Origin of the sequence: Paenibacillus pedocola (assembly GCF_031599675.1) — a bacterium.
GTDB classification, from domain to species: Bacteria; Bacillota; Bacilli; order Paenibacillales; family Paenibacillaceae; genus Paenibacillus_AQ; species Paenibacillus_AQ pedocola.
In genome coordinates this window covers 5103872-5125710 of sequence record NZ_CP134223.1, presented here as the reverse complement: position 1 = coordinate 5125710, position 21839 = coordinate 5103872, and the positions used below count along the sequence as shown (strand labels likewise).

Annotated in this window: 17 protein-coding genes; 16 read left to right on the top strand and 1 reads right to left on the bottom strand. The window is 36.9% G+C overall.

Annotation, left to right across the window (positions count from 1 at the left end):
- The first annotated feature begins 30 nt into the window (after nucleotides 1-30).
- From QU597_RS22680 to QU597_RS22610, 15 genes are all read left to right on the top strand, one after another.
- The gene (locus QU597_RS22680; protein WP_370656281.1) at nucleotides 31-651 is read left to right on the top strand and encodes a sugar transferase; all 621 of its coding nucleotides are present in this window, start codon (nucleotides 31-33) and stop codon (nucleotides 649-651) included.
- Between the two features lie 29 nt (nucleotides 652-680).
- Nucleotides 681-1982, top strand: a complete 1302-nt coding sequence (locus QU597_RS22675; protein WP_310829922.1) for a 3-hydroxyacyl-CoA dehydrogenase family protein — start codon at nucleotides 681-683, stop codon at nucleotides 1980-1982.
- 20 nt (nucleotides 1983-2002) lie between these two features.
- The gene (locus tag QU597_RS22670; RefSeq protein ID WP_310829921.1) at nucleotides 2003-3268 is read left to right on the top strand and encodes an acetyl-CoA acetyltransferase; all 1266 of its coding nucleotides are present in this window, start codon (nucleotides 2003-2005) and stop codon (nucleotides 3266-3268) included.
- 11 nt (nucleotides 3269-3279) lie between these two features.
- Complete coding sequence (locus tag QU597_RS22665) at nucleotides 3280-3927, top strand: acetyltransferase (RefSeq protein ID WP_310829920.1); 648 nt, start codon at nucleotides 3280-3282, stop codon at nucleotides 3925-3927.
- Between the two features lie 15 nt (nucleotides 3928-3942).
- Complete coding sequence (locus QU597_RS22660; RefSeq protein ID WP_310829919.1) at nucleotides 3943-5073, top strand: DegT/DnrJ/EryC1/StrS family aminotransferase; 1131 nt, start codon at nucleotides 3943-3945, stop codon at nucleotides 5071-5073.
- A gap of 59 nt (nucleotides 5074-5132) precedes the next feature.
- A complete protein-coding gene (locus QU597_RS22655; protein ID WP_310829918.1) occupies nucleotides 5133-6359 on the top strand; it encodes an O-antigen ligase family protein in 1227 nt (408 codons plus the stop codon).
- Complete coding sequence (locus tag QU597_RS22650; RefSeq protein ID WP_310829917.1) at nucleotides 6356-7459, top strand: glycosyltransferase; 1104 nt, start codon at nucleotides 6356-6358, stop codon at nucleotides 7457-7459. The genes QU597_RS22655 and QU597_RS22650 overlap by 4 nt, the downstream gene beginning before the upstream one ends.
- A gap of 17 nt (nucleotides 7460-7476) precedes the next feature.
- The gene (locus QU597_RS22645) at nucleotides 7477-8595 is read left to right on the top strand and encodes a glycosyltransferase family 4 protein (protein ID WP_310829916.1); all 1119 of its coding nucleotides are present in this window, start codon (nucleotides 7477-7479) and stop codon (nucleotides 8593-8595) included.
- Nucleotides 8596-8636: 41 nt separating this feature from the next.
- Nucleotides 8637-9776, top strand: coding sequence for a glycosyltransferase family 4 protein (locus tag QU597_RS22640; protein WP_310829915.1), 1140 nt, complete (start codon nucleotides 8637-8639; stop codon nucleotides 9774-9776).
- Nucleotides 9777-9961: 185 nt separating this feature from the next.
- Entirely contained in the window at nucleotides 9962-11236 is a 1275-nt protein-coding gene (locus tag QU597_RS22635; protein WP_310829914.1) for a flippase, read from the top strand.
- Nucleotides 11229-12389 carry a UDP-galactopyranose mutase gene (gene glf, locus QU597_RS22630; protein ID WP_310829913.1) on the top strand — a complete coding sequence of 387 codons (1161 nt, stop codon included), beginning with the start codon at nucleotides 11229-11231 and terminating at the stop codon, nucleotides 12387-12389. Before QU597_RS22635 ends, glf begins: the two co-directional genes overlap by 8 nt.
- A 30-nt stretch (nucleotides 12390-12419) precedes the next feature.
- Nucleotides 12420-13619 carry a glycosyltransferase family 4 protein gene (locus QU597_RS22625; RefSeq protein WP_310829912.1) on the top strand — a complete coding sequence of 400 codons (1200 nt, stop codon included), beginning with the start codon at nucleotides 12420-12422 and terminating at the stop codon, nucleotides 13617-13619.
- A 628-nt stretch (nucleotides 13620-14247) separates the two neighbouring features.
- Complete coding sequence (locus QU597_RS22620; protein WP_310829911.1) at nucleotides 14248-14691, top strand: hypothetical protein; 444 nt, start codon at nucleotides 14248-14250, stop codon at nucleotides 14689-14691.
- 44 nt (nucleotides 14692-14735) lie between these two features.
- Nucleotides 14736-15146 (top strand): hypothetical protein, encoded by a 411-nt coding sequence (locus QU597_RS22615; protein WP_369698831.1) that lies wholly within the window; start codon nucleotides 14736-14738, stop codon nucleotides 15144-15146.
- A gap of 368 nt (nucleotides 15147-15514) precedes the next feature.
- Nucleotides 15515-20818 (top strand): S-layer homology domain-containing protein, encoded by a 5304-nt coding sequence (locus QU597_RS22610; protein ID WP_310829910.1) that lies wholly within the window; start codon nucleotides 15515-15517, stop codon nucleotides 20816-20818.
- Nucleotides 20819-20918: 100 nt separating this feature from the next.
- Here the strand turns inward: QU597_RS22610 and QU597_RS22605 are convergent, their stop codons facing one another.
- Nucleotides 20919-21386 (bottom strand): hypothetical protein, encoded by a 468-nt coding sequence (locus QU597_RS22605; RefSeq protein ID WP_310829909.1) that lies wholly within the window; start codon nucleotides 21384-21386, stop codon nucleotides 20919-20921.
- A gap of 76 nt (nucleotides 21387-21462) precedes the next feature.
- Here QU597_RS22605 and QU597_RS22600 point away from each other — a divergent pair, with 76 nt between their 5' ends.
- Nucleotides 21463-21774, top strand: a complete 312-nt coding sequence (locus QU597_RS22600; RefSeq protein WP_310829908.1) for a hypothetical protein — start codon at nucleotides 21463-21465, stop codon at nucleotides 21772-21774.
- Nucleotides 21775-21839: the final 65 nt, after the last annotated feature.

Below are 21839 nucleotides of genomic sequence, written 5' to 3'. Positions count from 1 at the left end.
TTATTCTATATAGAAGAGGTTGAGGGTGAAATGAAGCCGTATTTAATTGTTAAACGAATACTTGATTGTTTCTTTGCATGTATATTACTTATACTTACATTTCCTATTATGATGATAGCGGTAATAGCAATAAAACTAAGTTCTAGAGGTCCTATTCTATTTCGTCAAAGACGCCCTGGGAAGCACGCTAATATTTTTACGGTGCTTAAGTTTAGAACTATGTCATTAGAAAGAGATACGGAAGGGAATTTACTGCCCGATATTGAGAGAATGACACGCGTTGGATCTTTTTTGAGAAAAGGTAGTATAGATGAGTTGCCCCAGCTAATAAATGTTATTAAGGGTGATATGAGTTTTATTGGTCCAAGACCGCTCCTTGTTGAATATTTAGATTACTATTCTAAAGAAGAACTCCGGAGACATGATGTAACTCCGGGGATTTCGGGATGGGCCCAAGTAAATGGGCGGAATGCAATATCGTGGGATGAAAAGTTTGAATTAGATCTTTGGTATGTAGATCATATAAGTTTATTGCTAGATTTAAAAATAGTTATAAAAACACTTCTAAACGTTATTCGCAAAACAAACATAAATAATTCAGAGGTCGTTACTATGTCTTCTTTATCTTCTTTAAGAAAACATAACTTGTAATTCTTTAAAATTCTCGTATGGAGGATTCTATGCTAAACATCAAAATAGTGACAGTTATAGGGGCTAATGGTGCTATGGGAGCAGCTGTAGCTGGTATTTTTGCTTCTTTTGGAAATGTTAAAGTAAATATGGTAAGCAGAACACTTAATAAGTCTATGGACGGAATTGAAAAAGCGGTTAAATCTGTTAGGGCGGACTCCATCAGGAGTAATTTGGTTGCTCGTACATATGAAGACTTAGCGGTATGTATCCATGAGTCTGATTGGGTATTTGAATCAGTAGCAGAAGATTATGAGATTAAAGATGAAATTAATAGTGTTATTGCTAGATATAGAAAGCCGGGGACGATTGTTAGTACCGGTACATCAGGGCTTTCGATAGAAAAATTAAAAAATGTGTTTGATGAAGAGGCTAAATCTTTGTATTTTGTCACTCACTTTTTCAATCCTCCGTATAGTCTGCCATTATGTGAATTAATACCTAATGAGTCTGCCGATCAGGAAACTATCGAATCACTTAAAATTTATTTAGAGCAAGTTTTAATCAGAAAAGTAGTTGTACTAAAGGATGCCCCAGCCTTTCTAGCAAATCGTATAGGATTTCAATTTATGAATGAAGCACTTCAATTTGCGGAACTCTATGAAGATAGAGGTGGCATTGATTATATCGATGCTATTTTAGGCCCTTTTACAGGAAGAGGAATGGCTCCATTAGTGACAGTTGATTTTATAGGTCTTGATGTTTATAAAGCAATTACAGATAATCTCTATCATAGTATTTCGGATTTATATAGTAACTCATTTATGTTACCTCAATTTGTAGATAATCTTATTAACGAGGGTAAGCTGGGAAGAAAATGTGGCCAGGGATTATATAAACTAGATAGAGACAGTACTGGTAAAAAGCATTTATTCGTTTACGATATTAAATCGCAGACTTATCGACCTAAAATTAAATATTCATTCTATTTCGTTGAGAAAATGGTTGCTGCAATAAAAGAGTCTAAGTACGAGGAGGCTATTAAAATACTCCTTGATAATGACTCCGAAGAAGCGAAAATATGTAGTTACTTCTTGATAAAATATGTTGTCTATTCTGTATATGTTACGAATGAAATCGCTTATGGTATCCATGATGCAGATACGGTAATGGCTTATGGATTCAATTGGGTTCCGCCACTAGCATTACTTGAGTTATTTGGTGGTAAAGAAGCAATAATTGAATTTATGAAAACAGACAACAGGCTGATCCCGTTCATACCATCATTCAATACATCGGAAATTTTTCCTTCAAAGTTAAATTACAGAAGATATTTAAGAGCGAAATTCTAGATATATAGTGGGGGACAAGAATGAGAAGAGTATATGTACTCGGTGGAGAACAAAGTGACTATGAAAGAAATTGGAGTAAAGAGGGTAAGTCTCTTACGGGGATGTTTAGAGAAATAATAGAGGATGGATTGCTATCAACTAATATTTCAATTGAGGAAATAGATAAATTAAATGTTCAAAACAAAATAGGCGCCTTCATAGGAAACTTTGCAGCAGAAAACTACCTGTCGCAAGGCCATCTAGGAGCATTCTTAACTGAAGTTGATGATGTGTTCTATGGTTTACCATCTGCACGATATGAAGCAGCTTGCGCATCAGGTTCGGTTGCCATTGATGCTGCGATGGCCAAAATTAAAAGCCAGGAGTATGAATTGGCTATTGTCGTGGGTATCGAGATGATGAAGACTGTTAACAGTAAATTAAGCGGATCTTTTCTTGGAAGTGCTGCTTACTTTGAGAAGGAAGCAGAAGGGATTGACTTTCCATTTCCAAACTTGTTCAGTAAATTAGCTGATGTGACGATTGAAAAATACAATCTTGACCCAAATCGTTATATGGACAATCTTGCTGAAATCTCTTATATTAACTACTCCAATGCTAAGAGAAATCCAAAGTCACAGACGAGAAACTGGTTCATGAATAAATCACAATCCAGCCAGAGAAAGACGGACTCCAACCCATTGGTAGGAGGAAGATTGGCTGTTAGTGACTGTTCTCAAACAACAGATGGAGCCGCTATAGTGTTTCTTGCTTCTGAGGAGTATGCAAGGGACTATTGTAAGAGAAATAATCTTCAGTTAAGTGATATGCCATACATTAAGGGGTATGGCCATAGAGTTGCTCCACTCACTTTTAATTCAAAAGTTAGGGAAAGCATCAATGAACCCTATCTTTTAAAATGGACTAGAACCGCAGTTCAAGATGCGTATGTGAGATCGGGGTTAAACGTTGAGGATATGGATTTATTCGAACTCCATGATTGTTTTACATCAAGTGAATATGCGTCTTTATCATGTTTGGGACTAACTCAACCAGGAAAAGAATTTGAAGTTATAGAATCAGGGCTAATATCGTTCAAAGGTTCACAACCTGTGAATCCGAGCGGTGGACTTATTGGTGGCGGTCATCCTGTTGGTGCCTCGGGGGTAAGAATGTTGTTAGACTTATATAAACAAATTTCTAATAACGCAGGAGACTACCAAGTTGATGGTGCCAAGAATGCAATGATGCTAAATATTGGCGGTTCAGCAACAACAAACTATACCTTTATCGTAGGTAAGGATTAGAGGGGGAGAACATGCAAGATCTTGTTCTTATCGGTGCAGGGGGATTTGGAAGAGAGGTTGCTTGGCTCGTAAGCAATATTAACAAAGTTCAAGAAACCTGGAATATAATTGGATTTATTGATGAAAACCCTAGTCTAAAAGGGAGTACTATCAATGGTTATCCAGTATTAGGCGGAATAGAATGGTTGGAATCAACAGATAAACCAATTTCCGTATGTTGTACAATCGGAAATACAATACTGAGAGAGAAAATGATTACGAAAGCTTCAAACTCTTTGAATGTAAGTTTTGCAACGCTCATTGATCCTTCTGTTATATTGTCCGAATGGGTAGAGATTGGTGAAGGCAGCATAATTTGTGCAGGCACAATTTTAACTGTTAATATCAAAGTTGGTCGTCATGTTATTATTAATCTTGATTGTACAATTGGTCATGATGCTATAATTAATGATTTTTGCACATTGTATCCTAGTGTAAATGTCTCTGGAAGCACCATAGTTAAATCTAATGTTGAAGTAGGAACGGGTACACAAATCATTCAAGGTATTACTATAGAAGAAGGAACAATAGTTGGAGCAGGTGCCGTGGTTGTGAAAAGTTTACCGGCGAATTGCACTGCAGTTGGTTCTCCAGCTAAACCTATTAAGTATAATAAATAAAAAGGTGACGAGCATATGACAAACGATCGAATTTATCTCTCTCCCCCACATATGAGTGGCAATGAGATGAAATATATCCAAGAAGCTTTTGAGAGTAACTGGATTGCTCCACTAGGAACTAATGTAGACAAATTTGAGGAAGAAATTTGTGAGTACGTTGGTGTTAATCATGCATTAGCTTTATCTTCCGGAACAGCCGGGATTCATTTGGCGTTAAAGTATTTTGGAGTTGGCCCAGGAGATTATGTGTTCTGCTCAGACTTGACTTTTGCAGGTAGCTGCAACCCGATTTTGTATCAATATGCCAATCCGGTGTTTATTGACTCAGAACCCGAAACTTGGAATATGTCTCCGATCGCTTTAGAAAAGGCTTTTGAATGGGCTGTAGAAGAAAAGAAAATGCCCAAGGCAGTTATTATTGTCGATCTCTATGGTCAGAGTGCAGATTATGATCAATTGCTACCGATATGTAAGAAATATGGGGTTCCAGTTATTGAAGATGCTGCGGAGGCGCTAGGTGCAACATACAAGGGGAAAAAGTGTGGTTCGTTTGGTGATATCGGTATTTTTTCTTTTAATGGAAACAAGATCATCACTACATCAGGTGGAGGAATGGTTGTCTCGAATGATGAGGATGCAATCAAGAAAATGCGCTTTTGGGCTACACAATCAAGAGAAAACGTTAATCATTATGAACATAAAGAAGTAGGTTATAATTATCGAATGTCAAATGTTTGTGCTGGTATTGGAAGAGGTCAATTAGAAGTTTTAAATTCACGTGTCTTGAAGAAGAAAGAAATATATCTGCAATACATAAATAAATTAAAAAGATTACCAATTAAATTTATGCCTATTAATGAAAATGGTGATCCAAATTATTGGCTAACAGTAATGACTATTAATACAGGATATTCAATATTACCTAGTATGATTGTTGCTGAATTGGAAAAGAAAAATGTTGAATCTAGACATACTTGGAAACCAATGAATATGCAAGAACTATATAAAAACTGTTCGTTTTTTTCTCACGCGCATGTTTCAACAAGTAAGTGGGTTTTTGAGCAAGGGATTTGTTTGCCTTCCGGTAGTACATTGACTAATGAGGAACAATCTCAAATTATCAAAGTTATTGAATATCTATTTTAGTTTTAATCTTTTCCAATTATTAATAGTAGTTTATATATACTAGTTTGAGGAATGATAAAATGAATCTTTTGAATTCAAACGATACCTACAAGAATCAATTTAACTTTCTTAGGTTGTCGTCAAGTATTCTCTTAGGGTGTATGCCCTTTTTTCCCTTGATTAAAGAATGGTCTCTTAATTTGGGGAATATGCTTGAAATAATATTTATTTTACTTTTATTTATAGCACTTATCAGAACAATTGCTACAAACAACACTAAGTTTATTATTAACGTAGTTATATTATATAGTGCAATCATTACTATACTAGTACTTTTTACACTAGGGTCAAAGGACATTATAGATTCAATTTCTGCATTGAGATTATATATTGAGCCTTTGATCATAAGTCTCTCAATTATTATTCTATCTAAGTATTCCTGGACAGATGCTTTTAAAATTTTAAAACTGAGTCTATTAGTATTATTGACTATTAGCTCATTAGCCATTGTACAGTTTGTATATCCTAAATTAATAGTTAATATTCATAGCCCTGATTATTATTCTATCCTTAGATGGAAAACTGATTTTATTGCCTTTTCTAATTATAATAGGTCAATCTCAGTTTTTAATGATCCCAATGTTCTTGCTCTCTATTTATTGATTTCATTACCCTCAATTTTTTTATTTGATAAAATAAGAAAAATTGGTAATTTAAAGAAGTATTTATTTGTGTTATTAGTAATTGCAGCGATTATCTTAACAAATTCCAGGCAGGCTCTAGTTATATTATTATTTTATTTTGTGATTTTTTTAATTAAAAATTTTAAGGGAAATATGTTTTTAATATCATTTGCCTCCGGAGGAATATTAGTTAATATTTTATATATCCTTGGTAAGAATGAAATTAGAGAAAGAATTTTTGATTGGTTAAGATTTAGAAATGATACTGTTGGGTTAAATGGAAGATCAGAAGATTGGACTTACTTTTTTAATAATATAGATAAGTCTATTTTCTTTGGGAATGGCTTAAATACTGGCCGAAGTATATCAATGGAAAATTCATATTTACTATTAGTTAGTCAAATAGGTGTGATTGGGTTAATATTATTGTTTATTTTATTTGCAGGATTTATTTTTATTTTGACTAGTTATAATTATCCGATTAATGGTTATGCGATATATCCTTTAATAGCATTCGTATTATCATGCATAGTAGGAGATTATATATTAATATCTGTTATTTCTTCTATAGCTATTTTCTTGGTTTTATTTGGATATAAAAGGGATGAGGAGGTTTTTAATTGAAGATATTACAAGTTAGCGATGCTTTAGCTTTTGGTGGTGCAGAACGAGTTCAAATTGAATATGCGAATACTCTAGTAGTCCTAAATCATGATGTCACATTGCTTGTTCCTGATTCTGTTGAGACGTCATTCAAAGAATTTACAGATAAAAAGGTGCAAGTAGTAAAGTATAAAAGCGGAATTTCTTTTTTTAAACGATTAATTTTGATAAAGAATTTAATTAATTTATATAAGCCTAATGTAATTCATACTCATGAAAGTAAAATGGCTATATCTGTGCAATTTTTATTAAAGTTCAAACTAACTAAAGTTAAACACGTTCACACTCAACATTTAGTCGAGTCGTGGAGAAAGAACATTGTTCTTTCTCTAGAGAAGATTTTGGTTAATACTACTTCTCAGTTTATATGTGTTTCTTCAGAAGTGAAAGAATATATGCACGAAAAAAAAAGTGTTCCAGTTGAAAAGATAACAATTTTACCAACTATATTCTCTGGAGAAAAGATAATGAAATCTGAATGGCGGGAGGTGAGCAAACCTACAATTCGTGATTCTTTAAATCTACAAGAGGGCATATTCATTATTTTATGCGTAGGAAGATTGAGTCCTCAGAAAGGGTTTGAAGATGTAATCAAAATAGCCAACTTACTGAAAAAAAAATCCGAAAATTTTTGCTTTATAATTGTAGGAGAAGGTTTAGAGCGTGAAATGCTGGAAAATGGAATTCTTGAAAATGATCTAGGTAAATATGTGAAATTAATAGGAAATCAAAATGATATTGCGAAATATTATTTTGCCGCAGATCTCTTTATACTAACGTCAAGATATGAAGGAATGCCAGTAGTGCTGTCAGAGGCTATGGCTGCAAAGTTACCTGTTGTATGTTATGAGGTAGAAGGTGTAAAGGATGTAATTTCTCATTTGCGCACTGGTATTGTAGTTAAAAAAAATAACTATAGGGATATGTATGAAAGGATATTAGAGGTTTTAGATAATAGTATTGATTATAATTCTATTTCCGAAGCTGGTTTTAAAAGCGTTGAAAAATTCATAAATAACCAAACTCAGGGGAAAATACTTATACAAACATATAATAAATAATGAAAGTCGGATGAAATATGAGAATAGTCTTTATAAGATCTAACCCAGTTAATCCAGATCCTAGGGTTGAAAAAGAAGTAGAGACTCTTATAGAGGGGGGGTATGATGTTACAATAATTGGATGGGATCGAAGTTTAAATAGCAATAATGAAGGAATCTTACACCTTGGTGGAAAGAAAATATATATCAATCGTATAGGAGTCAAAGCTGGTTTTGGGAATGGTCTAAAGACTTTAATCCCTTTGTTTATATTTCAAATAAAACTTTTATTTTGGTTATTAAAAAACAGAAAAACAATTGACACAATTCATGCCTGCGATTTTGACACAGTACTTCCTTCTCTTATAATGAAATATGCTTTTAAAAAGAAATTAGTTTATGATATTTTTGATTTTTATACCGATGCTTTTAGTGTACCAAGATTTTTAAAATCAATTATTAGATTTATTGATTTAAAGGTGATCACCTTGAGCGATGCTGTAATAATAGTTAATGAGGCTAGAAAAGAACAAATTAAGGGGAGCCAGCCGCATAACTTGGAGATAATACATAATTCCCCAAAGAAAATTAGTACTATTCAGAATAATTATCAAAGTTATAAATTTAAAATCGTATATATAGGTATACTCCAAAATGGTAGATATCTTCTCGAAATTATAGATTTTGTTAAAAAAAATGAGGGTTGGGAATTTGTAATAGCGGGATTTGGACGATTAGAGCAAGAAATATTGGAAAAAATCAAAAATTCAAATAATATAAGTTTCATTGGTAAGGTGAGTTATGAAGAAGGATTAAATTTATCGAAAGATGCAAGTGTATTATTTGCTATTTACGATCCAAGCATACCTAATCATAAATTTTCAAGTCCGAACAAATTATATGAAGCTATGATGTTGGGGAAACCTATTATCGTTGCGAAAAATACAGGAATAGACATTTTAGTTGAGGATAATGAAATTGGATTATCAGTTAATTATGGAGATGAGGAAGGTATTCGAAAGGCATTTGAATACCTTGCTAATAACGAAAATATTGCAAAAGCGATGGGAATAAAAGCAAATCTATTGTATGAAAAAAAGTATTCATGGGATATTATGGGTATTAAGTTGTTGGAATTATATAAAAAACTTGTTTAAATAAAGAATATTTACAATATTATTGAACGATAGGAGAATATATGAATAGAAAACAAAAAAAAGTAGCATTTGTAGCTTCAATTTACGGTCATATTAAGGCTTTTCATATTCCTATTATTAATAGACTTCGAGATAGAGGTATTGAGGTTCATGTTTACGCTTATGACGATGGGAATAAGGAAGAGTTGCTTGCTTTAAATATAATCTGTCATGATATTGATTTGATAAGGAATCCGTTTAATAAAAAAAATTTTAGAGTTATTTTAAGATTAAAAAAAAGTTTTCAGCAGGAAAAATTTGATATTGTTCATGTTCACACTCCTGTAGCAAGTGTATTAGGAAGAATAGCTGCAAAGTTTGCTAAAGTGCCAACAATTATTTATACAGCCCATGGTTTCCATTTTTATAAAGGTGCGTCATGGTTTAATTGGATAACTTTTTATATAATTGAATACTGTTTATCATATTTAACTGATATTTTAATTACGATAAATGAAGAGGACACACTAAGGGCCAAAAGTTTTAAAGTTAAACAAGAGGTACTTTATGTTCCTGGTGTAGGAGTAGATATACAAAAATTCAGTAGTAGGAAATCAATGGAAGTTGAAATGGAGTTAAAAAGTGAATTAAGTATTAATGAAAAGCAATTTGTTATACTAACAGTAGCTGAACTTATTGAAAGGAAAAATTATGGTCAATTAATAGATTCAATACTCGAATTGAAAAATAAAGGGTATAGTGTTAAGTGCTTGATTGTAGGTATTGGTGATCTCAAAGGAGTACTTGAAGAAAGAGTAAATCACCTTGGCTTAGAAAATATAATCTCTTTTCTTGGATTTAGAAGGGATATTCCTGAATTAATGAGTTTATCGGATGTGGTTGTGTTGTTGTCTAGACAAGAGGGGCTTCCTAAAGCCTTATTAGAAGCTTTAGCCTCTGGAAAACCTATTATAACCACAGATGTTCGTGGGAATCGTGAGTTAGTCGAAAACGGAGTGAATGGTTATTTGGTAAATGTAGATGATGTTATCTCTACTGTTCAAAGACTGGAAGATATTATAAACAATAAAGAGTTACAGAATGAAATGGGAATTAGAAGTAAGAGTAGATCTAACGAATATGATATAAAAAATGTATTAAGTATTTTGGAGAATATTTATATAAAAGCTCTTAAGATGTAATTCGTGTGCTTTTTTTATAAAAGAACTTTATTGCAATAAAATATTGATTCAATTATAAGTTAATATATTTAGAAATTTAAAAATTTAACTGCTCTGTCAGAATAGCTCTGGACATAGTTTTATCACTAAATGAAACTTGTGAAGTAGAATTCACACAATAATTCATGAAGAATGAGGAAGGCATTATGGAATCCGGAAGCACAAGGTTAAAGAAAAATATATTATCATTATTTACATTACAAGCATTTAATTATTTATTACCTCTTATAACTCTTCCATATTTAGTTAGAATTATTGGACCTGAGAAATTTGGATTAATAAATTTTGCACAGGTATTTATTACATATTTCATCATCTTTACTGACTACGGGTTTAACTTATCTGCAACTAAAGAAATTTCTATTTTTAGAGATGACAAGAGTAAAGTTAGTGAGATATATTCTGCTATTTTAATATTAAAATTATTGATTATGATATTAAGTCTTACTATTTTCATTGTACTGATATTTACTCTTCCTATGTTTAAAGATAATATTTATATCTATATTAGTACATTTGGACTGGTAGTTGGTAATGTACTCTTTCCAATATGGTTATTTCAAGGTATTGAACGAATGGGATATATTACATATATGAATATGGTTTTAAAGACTATTTCTACCATTTCGATTTTTTTGTTGATTAAAAAAGAAGAAGATTATTATTTATTACCGTTAATAAATAGTATATCATCCATTTTGATCGGAATAATTAGCTTATTTATAGTATCAAGAGTATTGAGGATTAAATTATTGAAGATATCGGGAAATGAACTTCTGAGGCATTTAAAAGAAGGGTGGCATTTATTTATATCGACTATTGCCGTTAGCATTTATACGATAACTAATACATTTTTACTTGGATTGATAGCAGGCAATATATATGTTGGGTATTTTACTGCTGCTGACAAAATTACTAAAGCATTGCAAGGAATATTAGCACCTGTTTCTCAAGCGGTTTATCCTTATGTAATAAAACTTTTCAATACAAATACGAATGGTCAAAAAAGTAAAGCTTTTCAATTTTTGAATAAATATATAAAGATTGTTACCTTCATAAATGTGTTGATTTTTCTTTTAGTTCTTATTTTCTCAAGCGATATTGTTCATTTAGTTTTAGGAGAACAGTATGAAAATTCTATTCTAATTTTGAGGATTTTATCAATTGTTCCATTGATCTTGTCCTTAAACCATACATTCGGAACTCTCATTATGATACCTCTCAATTACAAAAAAGAATTCGCAAGAATCATAGTCTATGGCAGTATATTTAACATTTTCTTGTCACTATGGTTAATAAATGTATTTGAAGCAAAAGGTACCGCCTTGACAATAGTGTTAACAGAGACATTTGTTACAGTTTTTATGTACTATTTTATTAGAAGAAAAGGGATATTAAAAAGGGGGAGCTTTAATGTTTGATTATATTATTGTTGGATCGGGGTTTGCAGGTAGTGTTATAGCCGAAAGGATTGCAAACCAACTTCAAAAAAGAGTATTAATTATTGAAAAAAGACAACATATTGCAGGCAATGCTTTTGATTCATACAATGAAGCAGGCATATTAGTGCATAATTATGGCCCACATATTTTCCATACTAAAATCAAAGAAGTGTGGGATTACTTGTCGCAGTTTACTGATTGGAATATTTATCATCATCAAGTACTAGGTGTTATTGATGGAGTTAAAGTTCCTATTCCCTTTAATATAAATAGCCTTTATGAAGTGTTTCCCAAAAGTATTGCATCAAAATTAGAAGAAAAATTAATTCAAAGTTTTGGTTATAATGTCAAAGTTCCAATTTTAAAACTTAAAGAAACCGAAGATGAAGATTTAAAATATCTAGCGGATTTTGTATATGAAAAAGTTTTTTTGAACTATACATTGAAACAATGGGGATTGCAACCTGAAGATTTAGATGCATCTGTAACTGGAAGAGTGCCGGTATATATAAGCAGAGACAATCGATATTTTCAAGATAGATACCAAGGAACTCCTAAATTTGGTTATACTAAGATGTTTGAGAGAATTCTGGACAACGAGAATATTAAGGTGTTAACAAACACTGATTATAAAGAAATAGTTGATATAAATACTAATACATCAGAGATAAAATTTATGAATAATAAATTTGATGGCCAGCTAATATATACAGGGCCTATTGATTATTTTTTCGATTATAAGTATGGTGAACTACCTTACCGGTCTATAAACTTTAAATTTAATGATATCCATCAGGCCTCTTATCAACAAGTAGGTACTGTGAATTATCCTAATGATTATGACTTCACACGTATAACTGAATTTAAACATCTTACGGGTCAGAGAAATGAATCAACTTCAATTGTTAAAGAATTTTCTGAAGCTTATATACCCGGAGTAAATGTACCTTATTATCCAATAAAGAATGATTCGAATTTTGATAATTTAAAAAACTATAAAACTCTTGTGCGTCAACTCGATAATGTACATTTTATTGGTAGATTAGCTGAGTATCAATATTATGATATGGATGCAGTTATCGCAAAGGCCCTTAGAGTATTTAATGAAAAAATTTTAAAAAGTGGTGAATAATAAGTGCATGTAATTTATTTTGATGGAGAAATGAACAAAAGAAAAGGCGGTCCATCTGGATATTTAGCCAATCTACATGAAGGTTTAAAACTAAATAATAATAGTGATTGTAAATTTATTACTAAAGAGAAAACTGATAAAGGTATATATCAGAAAATAGATGATTTAATGCCTCAACAAATATCTAAAAAACTAAAATTATTAAAGAATAAATATTTTGATTACGATAAAGAATTGAGATTTTATAAAAATTGGGAAGAAAATTTAATAATTCATGAAAGTAATACGAGAAATTTTAATGATGTCTCGATAAACTCAATGCATGCGCATTCTCCAATTGATTATATTAAAGCAAGTAATTTTCTGAAAAAAGAAAAGAAAGATACTTTAAAGATACTGACCTCTCATTCCCCAGAAGCTCATTTTTTAGAAATGTATAAATATTACGAACTAAGATATGGTATGAAAAGGGCAGGAGATTTTAAAGATATACATGAAAAATTAAATGTGAAAGCTTTTAGTGAAGCAGACGTATTGATTTTTCCTTGTGAGGAGGCCATGGATCCTTATTTTGAAACTTGGCCTTTGTTTGAAAAAATCATAAAAAACAAACAAATAAAGTATATTCTTACTGGGACTAATGAATTAAATTATGAGACAAACAAAGAGGCATATAGACATAATAAAAATATTGGTGCAAATGAGTTTGTCGTTTCATTTGTTGGGAGACATGAATCTATAAAGGGATACGATCTTCTGAAAGAGGCCGCAGAAATAGTTTGGAGAAAAAATCCATTAGTGAAATTTTTAATTGGCGGTTTGGTGAGTCCGTTAAATCCCCTAAAAGATAAAAGATGGATTGAGGTAGGCTGGACAAGTGATCCAGGTAGTCTCATAAATGCATCAGATATTTTCGTATTGCCTAACAGAAGAACATATTTTGACTTGGTACTTTTAGAAGTAATTTCGCTAGGTAAAACAACGGTAGTCTCAAAAACAGGCGGAAATAAAAAGGTTGAAAAAATGTCCGAAGGTATAATTGGTTTTGAAAATGGGAATGCAAATGATTTAGCTAATCAAATTTTGATGTTGTCGTCATTAAATAGAGATTCAATTGACAAATTAGGACGACTAAATAAACAGGTGTTTAATGAGAATTTTAACAACGATAAGTTTGCATCTTCGTACACTAACTTGATCAAAGAAATTAATAATGAAACCACCCAATGATTGTGCAGAACTATCCTGACTTGAGGAATTACCAATGAGTAGACAAATCGTGAAATAACAAAAGAGCGAATTTCTGATATTCAGGCGATTCGCTCTTTCTATTTGTAATAGTTTCGTCCTGTAAGTGAGTGTCATCTGCATTATAGCATTAAATAATATATTATAAATTGTTTGAAGAGGAAGGGAGGGATTGATAGTTCTTATTGAATTTGCTGCTTATTTCAGGAAATGCTTGGTTTGGATCGATATAGCGTTTGACTTCGCCTATTCTTGCTCCAATATCCTCCTCAGCTATAATCTAATCGGTTACAACATAGGCAAAGTTATTCCATATCACTACGTCGGGATATGGAAGCAACGGGTACTCGGTTGAAACATTATCCTCGGAGCATGCCGTCAGTATTAGAGTGAATTATATACGTAGCACCTCCGATTAGTGATGGATACAATCAATCCTCCATCATAGCTCAGACTTCAGTTCAATGTCCTCCGTACCTCCGTTCCATTCTACATGCAGCTTCACGATAGGATCCTGATCGGCCACTACGCCGTTACCGCCGCTGCCGCCCATTCGAAAAGCAGCCATCGGGTGAAATGAAATATGTGGTAACACCTGAACGATGAACTGGTGAGCAGCTATGGCTCATTTAGTGAAACAGTAACCCTTAAGGAAGGCGATAATGTCTTTACCTTCAAGGCTACGAATAGTCTGGGCAAAAGCTCTGCTGTAATTACCAAGACGATTACGTTCAATGTAGATGGACCGTCGCTGACACTTGATTTTATCCCAGAGACAAGCAGCAGCAAGACGCTTACTCTGAGCGGTAAAGCTACGGACAAGAATGACAGTTATCCAAAAATCTATATGAATAACGAATTGGTAAGCAGCTACGGCTCGTTCAGCGAATCGGTAACTCTCAAGGAAGGCGATAATGTCTTTACCTTCAAGGCTACCAATAGCTTGGGTAAAAGCTCTGCTGTAGTTACTAAGACGATTAAGTTCAATGTAGGCGGACCTGCGCTAACCCTCGATTTATACCGGAGACAAGCAGCAGCAAGACCATCACGCTGAGCGGCAAAGCTACGGACAATAATGACAGTTATCCAAAAATCTATATGAACGACAAGTTGGTAAGCAGCTACGGTTCATTCAGCGAATCGGTAACCCTCAAGGAAGGCGATAATATCTTTATCTTCAAGGCTACCAATAGTTTAGGCAAAAGCTCTGAGCTAATTACGAAGACAATTAATTTCTCTGTAGGTTCACCTGTACTGACTCTGGATTATATTCCTGAGACGACCAGCAGCAAGCAGATAACGCTGAGTGGTAAAGCTACAGATGAAAATGATAGTTATCCAAAAATCTACTTGAATGACGAATTGATAAGCAGTTATGGAAGCTTTAGCGAATCAGTTACTCTTAAAGAGGGTAGCAATACCTTTGTGTTCAAAGTTACCAATAGTTTTGGAAAGGTGACAACCATTGAAAAGACGGTAGTTTATACTCCAGCACCGGCTAAAGAGTAGTCTTGCATTTATTTTCAATACAGCATAGATGCACGCAGCTGAAGGCGAAGCAGAGAATGTCTCTGTTTCGCCTTTTTGGATATTTAAGATGACAAGAATCTACACCCAGAATGTCTTTATACCTGCATAAAGAACTACATCAGTCATAAATCCAGAAATTTCGACATTTTAGTGAAAGTATTATCCTGGAATTAGTTCTATTCAGCTTCCTATTAAGGAATTAATAGACACGTGAAAGAAATATATGTAGTATTTCGTCTAGGAGTCTGAATTTTTAGGGGCTCAGTTCAGAAGGGGGGAGTGGTTGTACGGCTTGAATAATTACGAATAGGCAGGATATGAATTTACTGGGGAGTAGGAGATGGGTTATGTATTTAAAGAGATTTCGAATGGCTGTTTCGGTAGTTTTAGTTTTATTATTAGCTTTTGTTAATGTACTTGGGGTGTCTGCTGCTTCTCTTAAAGCGGGAATGGCATCCAATGAACTATCGCCGGATGGCAAGCAAAAGATCACTGTCAACAGTGTAGTAGACGTCACCTATAAAGATCTTAAGGTTCTGCAAGAGGTTAAGTTTATCCTTACTAAGGGTGAAACTGAAATTGCACGCCAGGTGAAGCCTAAAAGCGAGGCGAAGCAAACCGTACTGGATGCAGTATACACTTCGCTTGAGTATAGCAGCATTCCTTTTGAAGGATTGACAGCCGGTGAAGAATATTCCCTGCGGGCAGAATTTGAAGGGGAGCAAGGTTCGGTGGTTACCCTGCCACAGATCATCCGGGTACCCTCGACAACGGGGATAAACATTGCTGTGGAAGTAATGGCCAAGGATTCTAATACATATGTAAGTGCAACTAATGGAGAGATACGCAGTGATGATAAGAATGTAAGACTTACCATCCTTAATAATGGTGTTCCGCTAGCGAAGGAAGCAGTCGCTGTTTGGATGAATTACACCTCTTACAACTTTACAACGGATGCAAATGGACAGATTCAATTGAAGGATAAAATAAATTCGACCATTAATGCTCCTGTTCTGTTCGTGCTGTTGAAGCAGGGAACTGATAAATATGAAGCTAAGCCAATCTATGTAACTGATCTCCAGCAGGCAGGAACATACACTGTTGCTATTCGTTACCTGGATGCAGGCGGCAAGCAGCTGCGCAACTATAATTCCAACACTTCTTGGCCAAACGGAATTGTTAACCGCTATGGAGTTTCGGGAATAGATGTGCTGGTGCTGAGAACGGGTGAAGTATCAGGAAATTATACAGGCTACGTTACTTCGGACACCGGAACGTATTTATTCCAGACGGGGCAAGCGGCATTATATTCCTCGGTTAGCGGAGTTCACAAGGAGGTCATTGAGGATGGCAGCGATTATAGCCGTCTGAACCTTCATTACACATGGGATAATAAGCCGGTGCAGCTGGAATCTTATTCTGTGATTGATAACAACCAGTATAAACAGATTAACGGTGGATACAACAATATAAAGTTAACTTCACCTGCTGTCTACGTCAAAAAGAATAAAGAATATGAAATCACTGCCATCGGTACCGTTCAGGGTGTAGACGGCAAAGTGGTTTTCCGCAATCGGGTTAAGCCGACGGAAGCTGCGGTTGAAGTAACAACGGTTGCGAACCCTGCTGATTACAGTGCCTTGAAGCTTCAGGTGCCTCAGCAGAGCGCAGGTGTAGGCCAAGTGCTGGTGTCTTATCTCAATGACAAGCTCAATTATAGCCAGATCAGTACCACTCTTCCTGCGGGCAACGGTAAGTTGTATGTGCGGAAAGGTGAAGAAATACATCGTCTGACTGCCACTGTCGCGTCAGCTGCTAACAGCCAGAGTAACAGTGCGAATCAGATTGTACTGAAAGCATTCTTTAATCCGGCTGAGAGTGAATATACGCTGAAGGGCGGCAGCACCTATACAACCGCGATTAATGTCGTGGTACCGGACACGTCTTACTATGGCGAAGATGAAATGCGGAATCAGGTTGTACTGGGTGAAAGTGTCCAGAACCAGGTTGTTATGACAGATGAATACGGCAATATTATCGATCTGAACGGCAGCTACAGGTTCTCGATTGTGGATGAGAGCGGCACAGTCTTAGCGAATGATTCGCTGTCTTGGACGACCAGGGAGAAGGACGGCCATCTGGAGCGCATTAATATGCGGGACTGGAAGCCTGTTACTGCAGGGACTTATAAAGTTCAATTCTCACCTTCTACCTATACCAACGGTCAGTATGTCAATGGAGAACCGCTGGCTGAGGCAGTACTGAAGGTTCTGCCGAAGAATGAATTTGATGTAGAGATCAGAGGCAAAGACGGTAAATTGGTTGACCTGGTGGAGAAGCCTTATTTAACTGTAGACCAGGCACAAAATGTAACCATTACTGTGCGGCAGCATGTCACTGGCGGACAAGGCGAACTGCAGGCCGGTGTAGAAATTAGCCGTTATGGTCAAGTGCTTGGAGTTACGGATGCTCAAGGGAAGTTCACGATACCTTCAGAACAGACCTATTATATCGGTGAACTCATGTTCAAGAAACCGGGCTTCTTATTTAAAAAGGTGAAGGCAGCGGTTATTAATCCGCAGACCCAGGCGGTAATTCGCGTGCGCGGGTTGGACAAGGCCGAAGGAAGCAGTTATGCCGGGGGCGTTCCACTCGATTATGCCAGCGTCCAGGCCATTGTTAAGAGTCAGAATGGTTCCTACCAAGGAGATTCTTACTTCATTAATACTTCTGAAGCGCAAGCTATTCTGGTTGTGGATTCACCTTCTGTAGTGGGTGTTGACTTCATCCGCTACAACCGGAGTTATACAGGTGTAGAATCTAAATTTGGCTACTATATGTACGGTTCTGTCCGTACGGAGCCAGGCAAGGATTACTCGCTCGTGCTGGATGCAAGACAGGAACTGCAGGAAGTAAGTAAAGTGTTATTAGATAGACCAGCAGAGGATTTATCTGTTGTAAGAGCTGACTTGGCTGGTGCAAACAATGTTCCATTTGTAATCGACAGCAATAAGGTGGAAGAGAACTACTTCTACGCCACGCAGGGGACTTACAGTATGCTGGCGCAAACTGCATCGGACACCTTTATCTACCGTGACGGCGTTGTTATTGGAGCGGGAGATAATACACTTACGCTTGATGATTCCGCTTCTGGGCTGGCTACCTTGCTTGCACCAGAATCCGGATCGATTTACAGCGTTGAATATTCAACACCGAATCAATCGACACTAAAGAGTTATGCCTATAATGCAGATCAGGTACGGCTGACTCCGGGTGATGTCACAGTACAGGTAGACAAAGCTTTTGGTACAATTGAGTATCAGTATGATATTCATTTTGCGCCTGGAACGCTGAAGGCGGGGACTCTTACTGAGCTTGCGCCGCAGACCATACAGGGGCTGGATATCGTTGGGCTGAAGGATGGAAAGCTGACTCGCCCAGCCGGAGTGAACTGGCTGACAATCGGACTCGTGGATACTGCCGGTAATCAAATCGGACAGATTAAGAAGCCGCAGATTTTGGTAATATCCAATGGTGGCTGGTCTAACGGGTATAAATACGTTACTCCAGAGGCAGCTTCCTATGAAATTCAGGATGAGTCCGGAAAAACACTATACTCAACGTCTTCTCTCAACTATCCGCTGACTGCCTATACGTATGACACTTCAAGTGAAAACTTCGGCTATCTTCCGAATGGAACGTACGTCATTAAGGCTTCCCTGACTATTGATGGCCAGAGCTACACTCTTAACAAGAAGATTGTGCTTGAGACAACCACAGGCACTGTAGTAGATCCGGGTACAGATTTGCCGGGAACAGATGTAGGTAATGGTAATGGAAGTGGAACTGGCAATGGTAATGGGAACGGCAATGGAAGCGGAACTGGAACCGGAACCGGGACTGGAGGAACTGGAACTGGAACTGGAACCGGATCGGTTACTCCAACTCCAACCCCAACCCCGGCTGCTGCGAATGCTGCCGAGAATGTGCAGAAGCAGAATGACAAGCTTCAGGATTTATTAACGAATACCACGGGAACAGCAGTGGAGCGGGCTGCAGCAGCACAAACGGCCCTCACAAGCATTGCGGACTCGCTCAAATCTGCCACTACTTCCGCGGAAGCCGAGCAGAACAGCAAGAGCCTCTCAAAAGCTATGGATACGGCAGCAGGGTTGCTCGCAACGATCCAAGATTCTGCAGCGAAGCAGAAGATTGTGGACTCGATTACAGAGCTTGTTGGAAGTGCGCCATATCTGCTGAATAAAATGGACAGCTCCGACAAGGCAGTTTCGCTCGCCCATACGCTTATTGAGAATGCAGCAGCTGTACTCAATAATGTGCAGGGTGTGGCAGCGGAAGACATCCAGAAGCTGAAGAACAGCGTAATCTCCTCAAGCCAGACCGCTCTTAATAAAGCAGGAGAAGTAACGATTGCCAAGGCAAATGTAACAGTGGCAGGCAATACTGTTTCTTCGAAGCTTGATGAGACACTAATTAGTACACAGATTCAATCTGCGAAGCTGGCGCTGTCCGATCTGTCCAAGGATCTGACAAGCAAGCTGGGTTCAGGAAGTGCAGCAGATCTGAAAGTGAGCATCACCGTCAACGTGCCTCCGGTAGAAGAAGGAATTCATAAGCTGAATACCTCGCTCCCGTCCGAAATCCTTACGCTGGTCAAAGAGAATGATGTTGCCGGCTTGAAAATTCAGATGGATCAAACGGCATTTACGCTTGAACCGGATACCTTCGGTACTGTAGAAGCAGGTCAGACGATTAATCTGGCGGCAGAAGTTGTAGAAAATGCTGTAGTAAGTAAGCCTAGCGAGGCTGAACCGCTGGCCAGCATTCCTGTGATGGAATTCAGCGCGTCTGTAGGTGGTCAGCAGGTTAAGAGCTTCGCCAAACCTATTGAGGTTACTTTTGATGTATCTTCGATCGATACCTCCAAATATTCCGGGGCTAACTTGGAGAATTTGACGGTATATCTGCTTAATAATGAGAGTCTTACATGGGAAGCTGTCGGGGGCAAATATGACCCGGTTACTCAAACCGTAACAACACCAAGAGGACACTTCAGCCGATATACGGTAATGTTAGGTAAAGCTTCTTTCACAGATGTCTCTGCTAATCATTGGGCAGTTCAGGAAATTAATTATTTGTTGAACAAGGGAATCCTGGATCAGAGTGCAGTGTTCCGTCCGTCGGACAAAGTTACACGTCAAGAGTTTGCTTCTATGATCGCCCGGGCTTATGGTTTGAGCGGTGAGGGATTGCTTCTGCCGTTCAAAGACATCTCATCATCCAATCCGTATTATGATGAGATTGCCGCTGCTTATGCTGCAGGGATTATTACCGGCAAATCAGCAAATGCTTTTGACCCGAAAGCAACTATCACCCGTGAAGAGATCGCGACAATGCTTGCACGGGCACTCACAGCCTATAATGGCAAGCAAGCTGTCTCCCAGCCTGAATCCGTAAATGCAACCTTCACAGATAAGGCTAAAATATCGAAATGGGCAGCAGCAAGCGTAGCATTGACCAAGAGCATTCAATTATTCGAAGGATTTGAGGATCATAGCTTCCGTCCGGCTCAAACCGCTAGCAAAGCGGAGGCGGCTGCGCTAATCTATCGTTTATATCAATTAAAGTAGTAGTTTAAAAGAAAAAAACATCACAAAACCGCAGGGCAGCGATTATTCCGTTACGGATAACCGCTGCTCTGCTTTTTTGCATGGGCTGCCCATGTAATTACTACAGTTCAGGCTTCAGCTCAATGTCCTCCGAACCCCCGCTCCACTCCACATGCATCTTTACAACAGAATCCTGTCCGGCTACTGAGCCGGTTCCGCCGCTGCCGCCCAGGTTGTATATGACGGATGGTGACTCCGCTTCAGATAGGGTTCCGCTCCCGCCACCGGCGCCTTCTGCAGTATAAGCGTATTTCATTTCACCTGACGGACCGGGTTCCTTGCCGATATATTTCAAAAACACTCTGGAGACATGACTATCGCTATCCTTTTTCTGATAGACGTAATAGGTCGAAGCCCAGTTGTCAGTATGTCCTTTGTACGCGTAGATGTAATCCAGTTCTTTGGCAGTCTTAATTCCCGTAAGATCCTGCTTTTCAATGCCCGAATAAATATTGTCCTTCCCGCTGCAGCCGCCGACTAACATAGCACTGAGCAGCAGTAGAATCGTTAACCGCTTCAAGGCCATCACCGTTCTTTCATTCCAATTTGATTCAATCCGCTCGATCACGGCGTAATAACAGACAAGTAGGGAGGGGAATCATCTCATGGGCCTAACATCAAAAGTATTGCTGAAAGCTCTGTTGGCGCTAAGTCCGAGTATCCTTTTGCTCCTGATTTTAATAGATCAATTTCCGCACACCGGACTCGGAAGAATTGTTGCATTGCCCATCATTATTATAATGAATCTGCTGCTCATCGTTCTAAGTTTGGTGATGCTCGGACGATTGCAACTTCGCTATAAGGTCGTTCTGTGGGTCTTCATAATTATGGTCACTTTATGTTTTGCCCTGCTGATGTATCCACAGGAATATGGTCCGAGTGTTGCTGAGGTGCTATGGGACAGGATCTCAGGGTGATTTGAAAAAACAACGGACACTTCTCCTGTCCAGTTATTCTGAGTGAATGCTGGCGGGAGAGGTGT

What these genes read in the sequence shown, in the direction of transcription:
- QU597_RS22600 (WP_310829908.1), top strand. Translation starts at nt 21,463, where the DNA reads ATGGGCCTAACATCAAAAGTATTGCTGAAAGCTCTGTTGGCGCTAAGT.
- QU597_RS22665 (WP_310829920.1), top strand. Translation starts at nt 3,280, where the DNA reads ATGCAAGATCTTGTTCTTATCGGTGCAGGGGGATTTGGAAGAGAGGTT.
- QU597_RS22680 (WP_370656281.1), top strand. Translation starts at nt 31, where the DNA reads ATGAAGCCGTATTTAATTGTTAAACGAATACTTGATTGTTTCTTTGCA.
- QU597_RS22625 (WP_310829912.1), top strand. Translation starts at nt 12,420, where the DNA reads ATGAACAAAAGAAAAGGCGGTCCATCTGGATATTTAGCCAATCTACAT.
- glf (WP_310829913.1), top strand. Translation starts at nt 11,229, where the DNA reads ATGTTTGATTATATTATTGTTGGATCGGGGTTTGCAGGTAGTGTTATA.
- QU597_RS22615 (WP_369698831.1), top strand. Translation starts at nt 14,736, where the DNA reads ATGAACGACAAGTTGGTAAGCAGCTACGGTTCATTCAGCGAATCGGTA.
- QU597_RS22670 (WP_310829921.1), top strand. Translation starts at nt 2,003, where the DNA reads ATGAGAAGAGTATATGTACTCGGTGGAGAACAAAGTGACTATGAAAGA.
- QU597_RS22635 (WP_310829914.1), top strand. Translation starts at nt 9,962, where the DNA reads ATGGAATCCGGAAGCACAAGGTTAAAGAAAAATATATTATCATTATTT.
- QU597_RS22655 (WP_310829918.1), top strand. Translation starts at nt 5,133, where the DNA reads ATGAATCTTTTGAATTCAAACGATACCTACAAGAATCAATTTAACTTT.
- QU597_RS22640 (WP_310829915.1), top strand. Translation starts at nt 8,637, where the DNA reads ATGAATAGAAAACAAAAAAAAGTAGCATTTGTAGCTTCAATTTACGGT.
- QU597_RS22610 (WP_310829910.1), top strand. Translation starts at nt 15,515, where the DNA reads ATGTATTTAAAGAGATTTCGAATGGCTGTTTCGGTAGTTTTAGTTTTA.
- QU597_RS22675 (WP_310829922.1), top strand. Translation starts at nt 681, where the DNA reads ATGCTAAACATCAAAATAGTGACAGTTATAGGGGCTAATGGTGCTATG.
- QU597_RS22645 (WP_310829916.1), top strand. Translation starts at nt 7,477, where the DNA reads ATGAGAATAGTCTTTATAAGATCTAACCCAGTTAATCCAGATCCTAGG.
- QU597_RS22660 (WP_310829919.1), top strand. Translation starts at nt 3,943, where the DNA reads ATGACAAACGATCGAATTTATCTCTCTCCCCCACATATGAGTGGCAAT.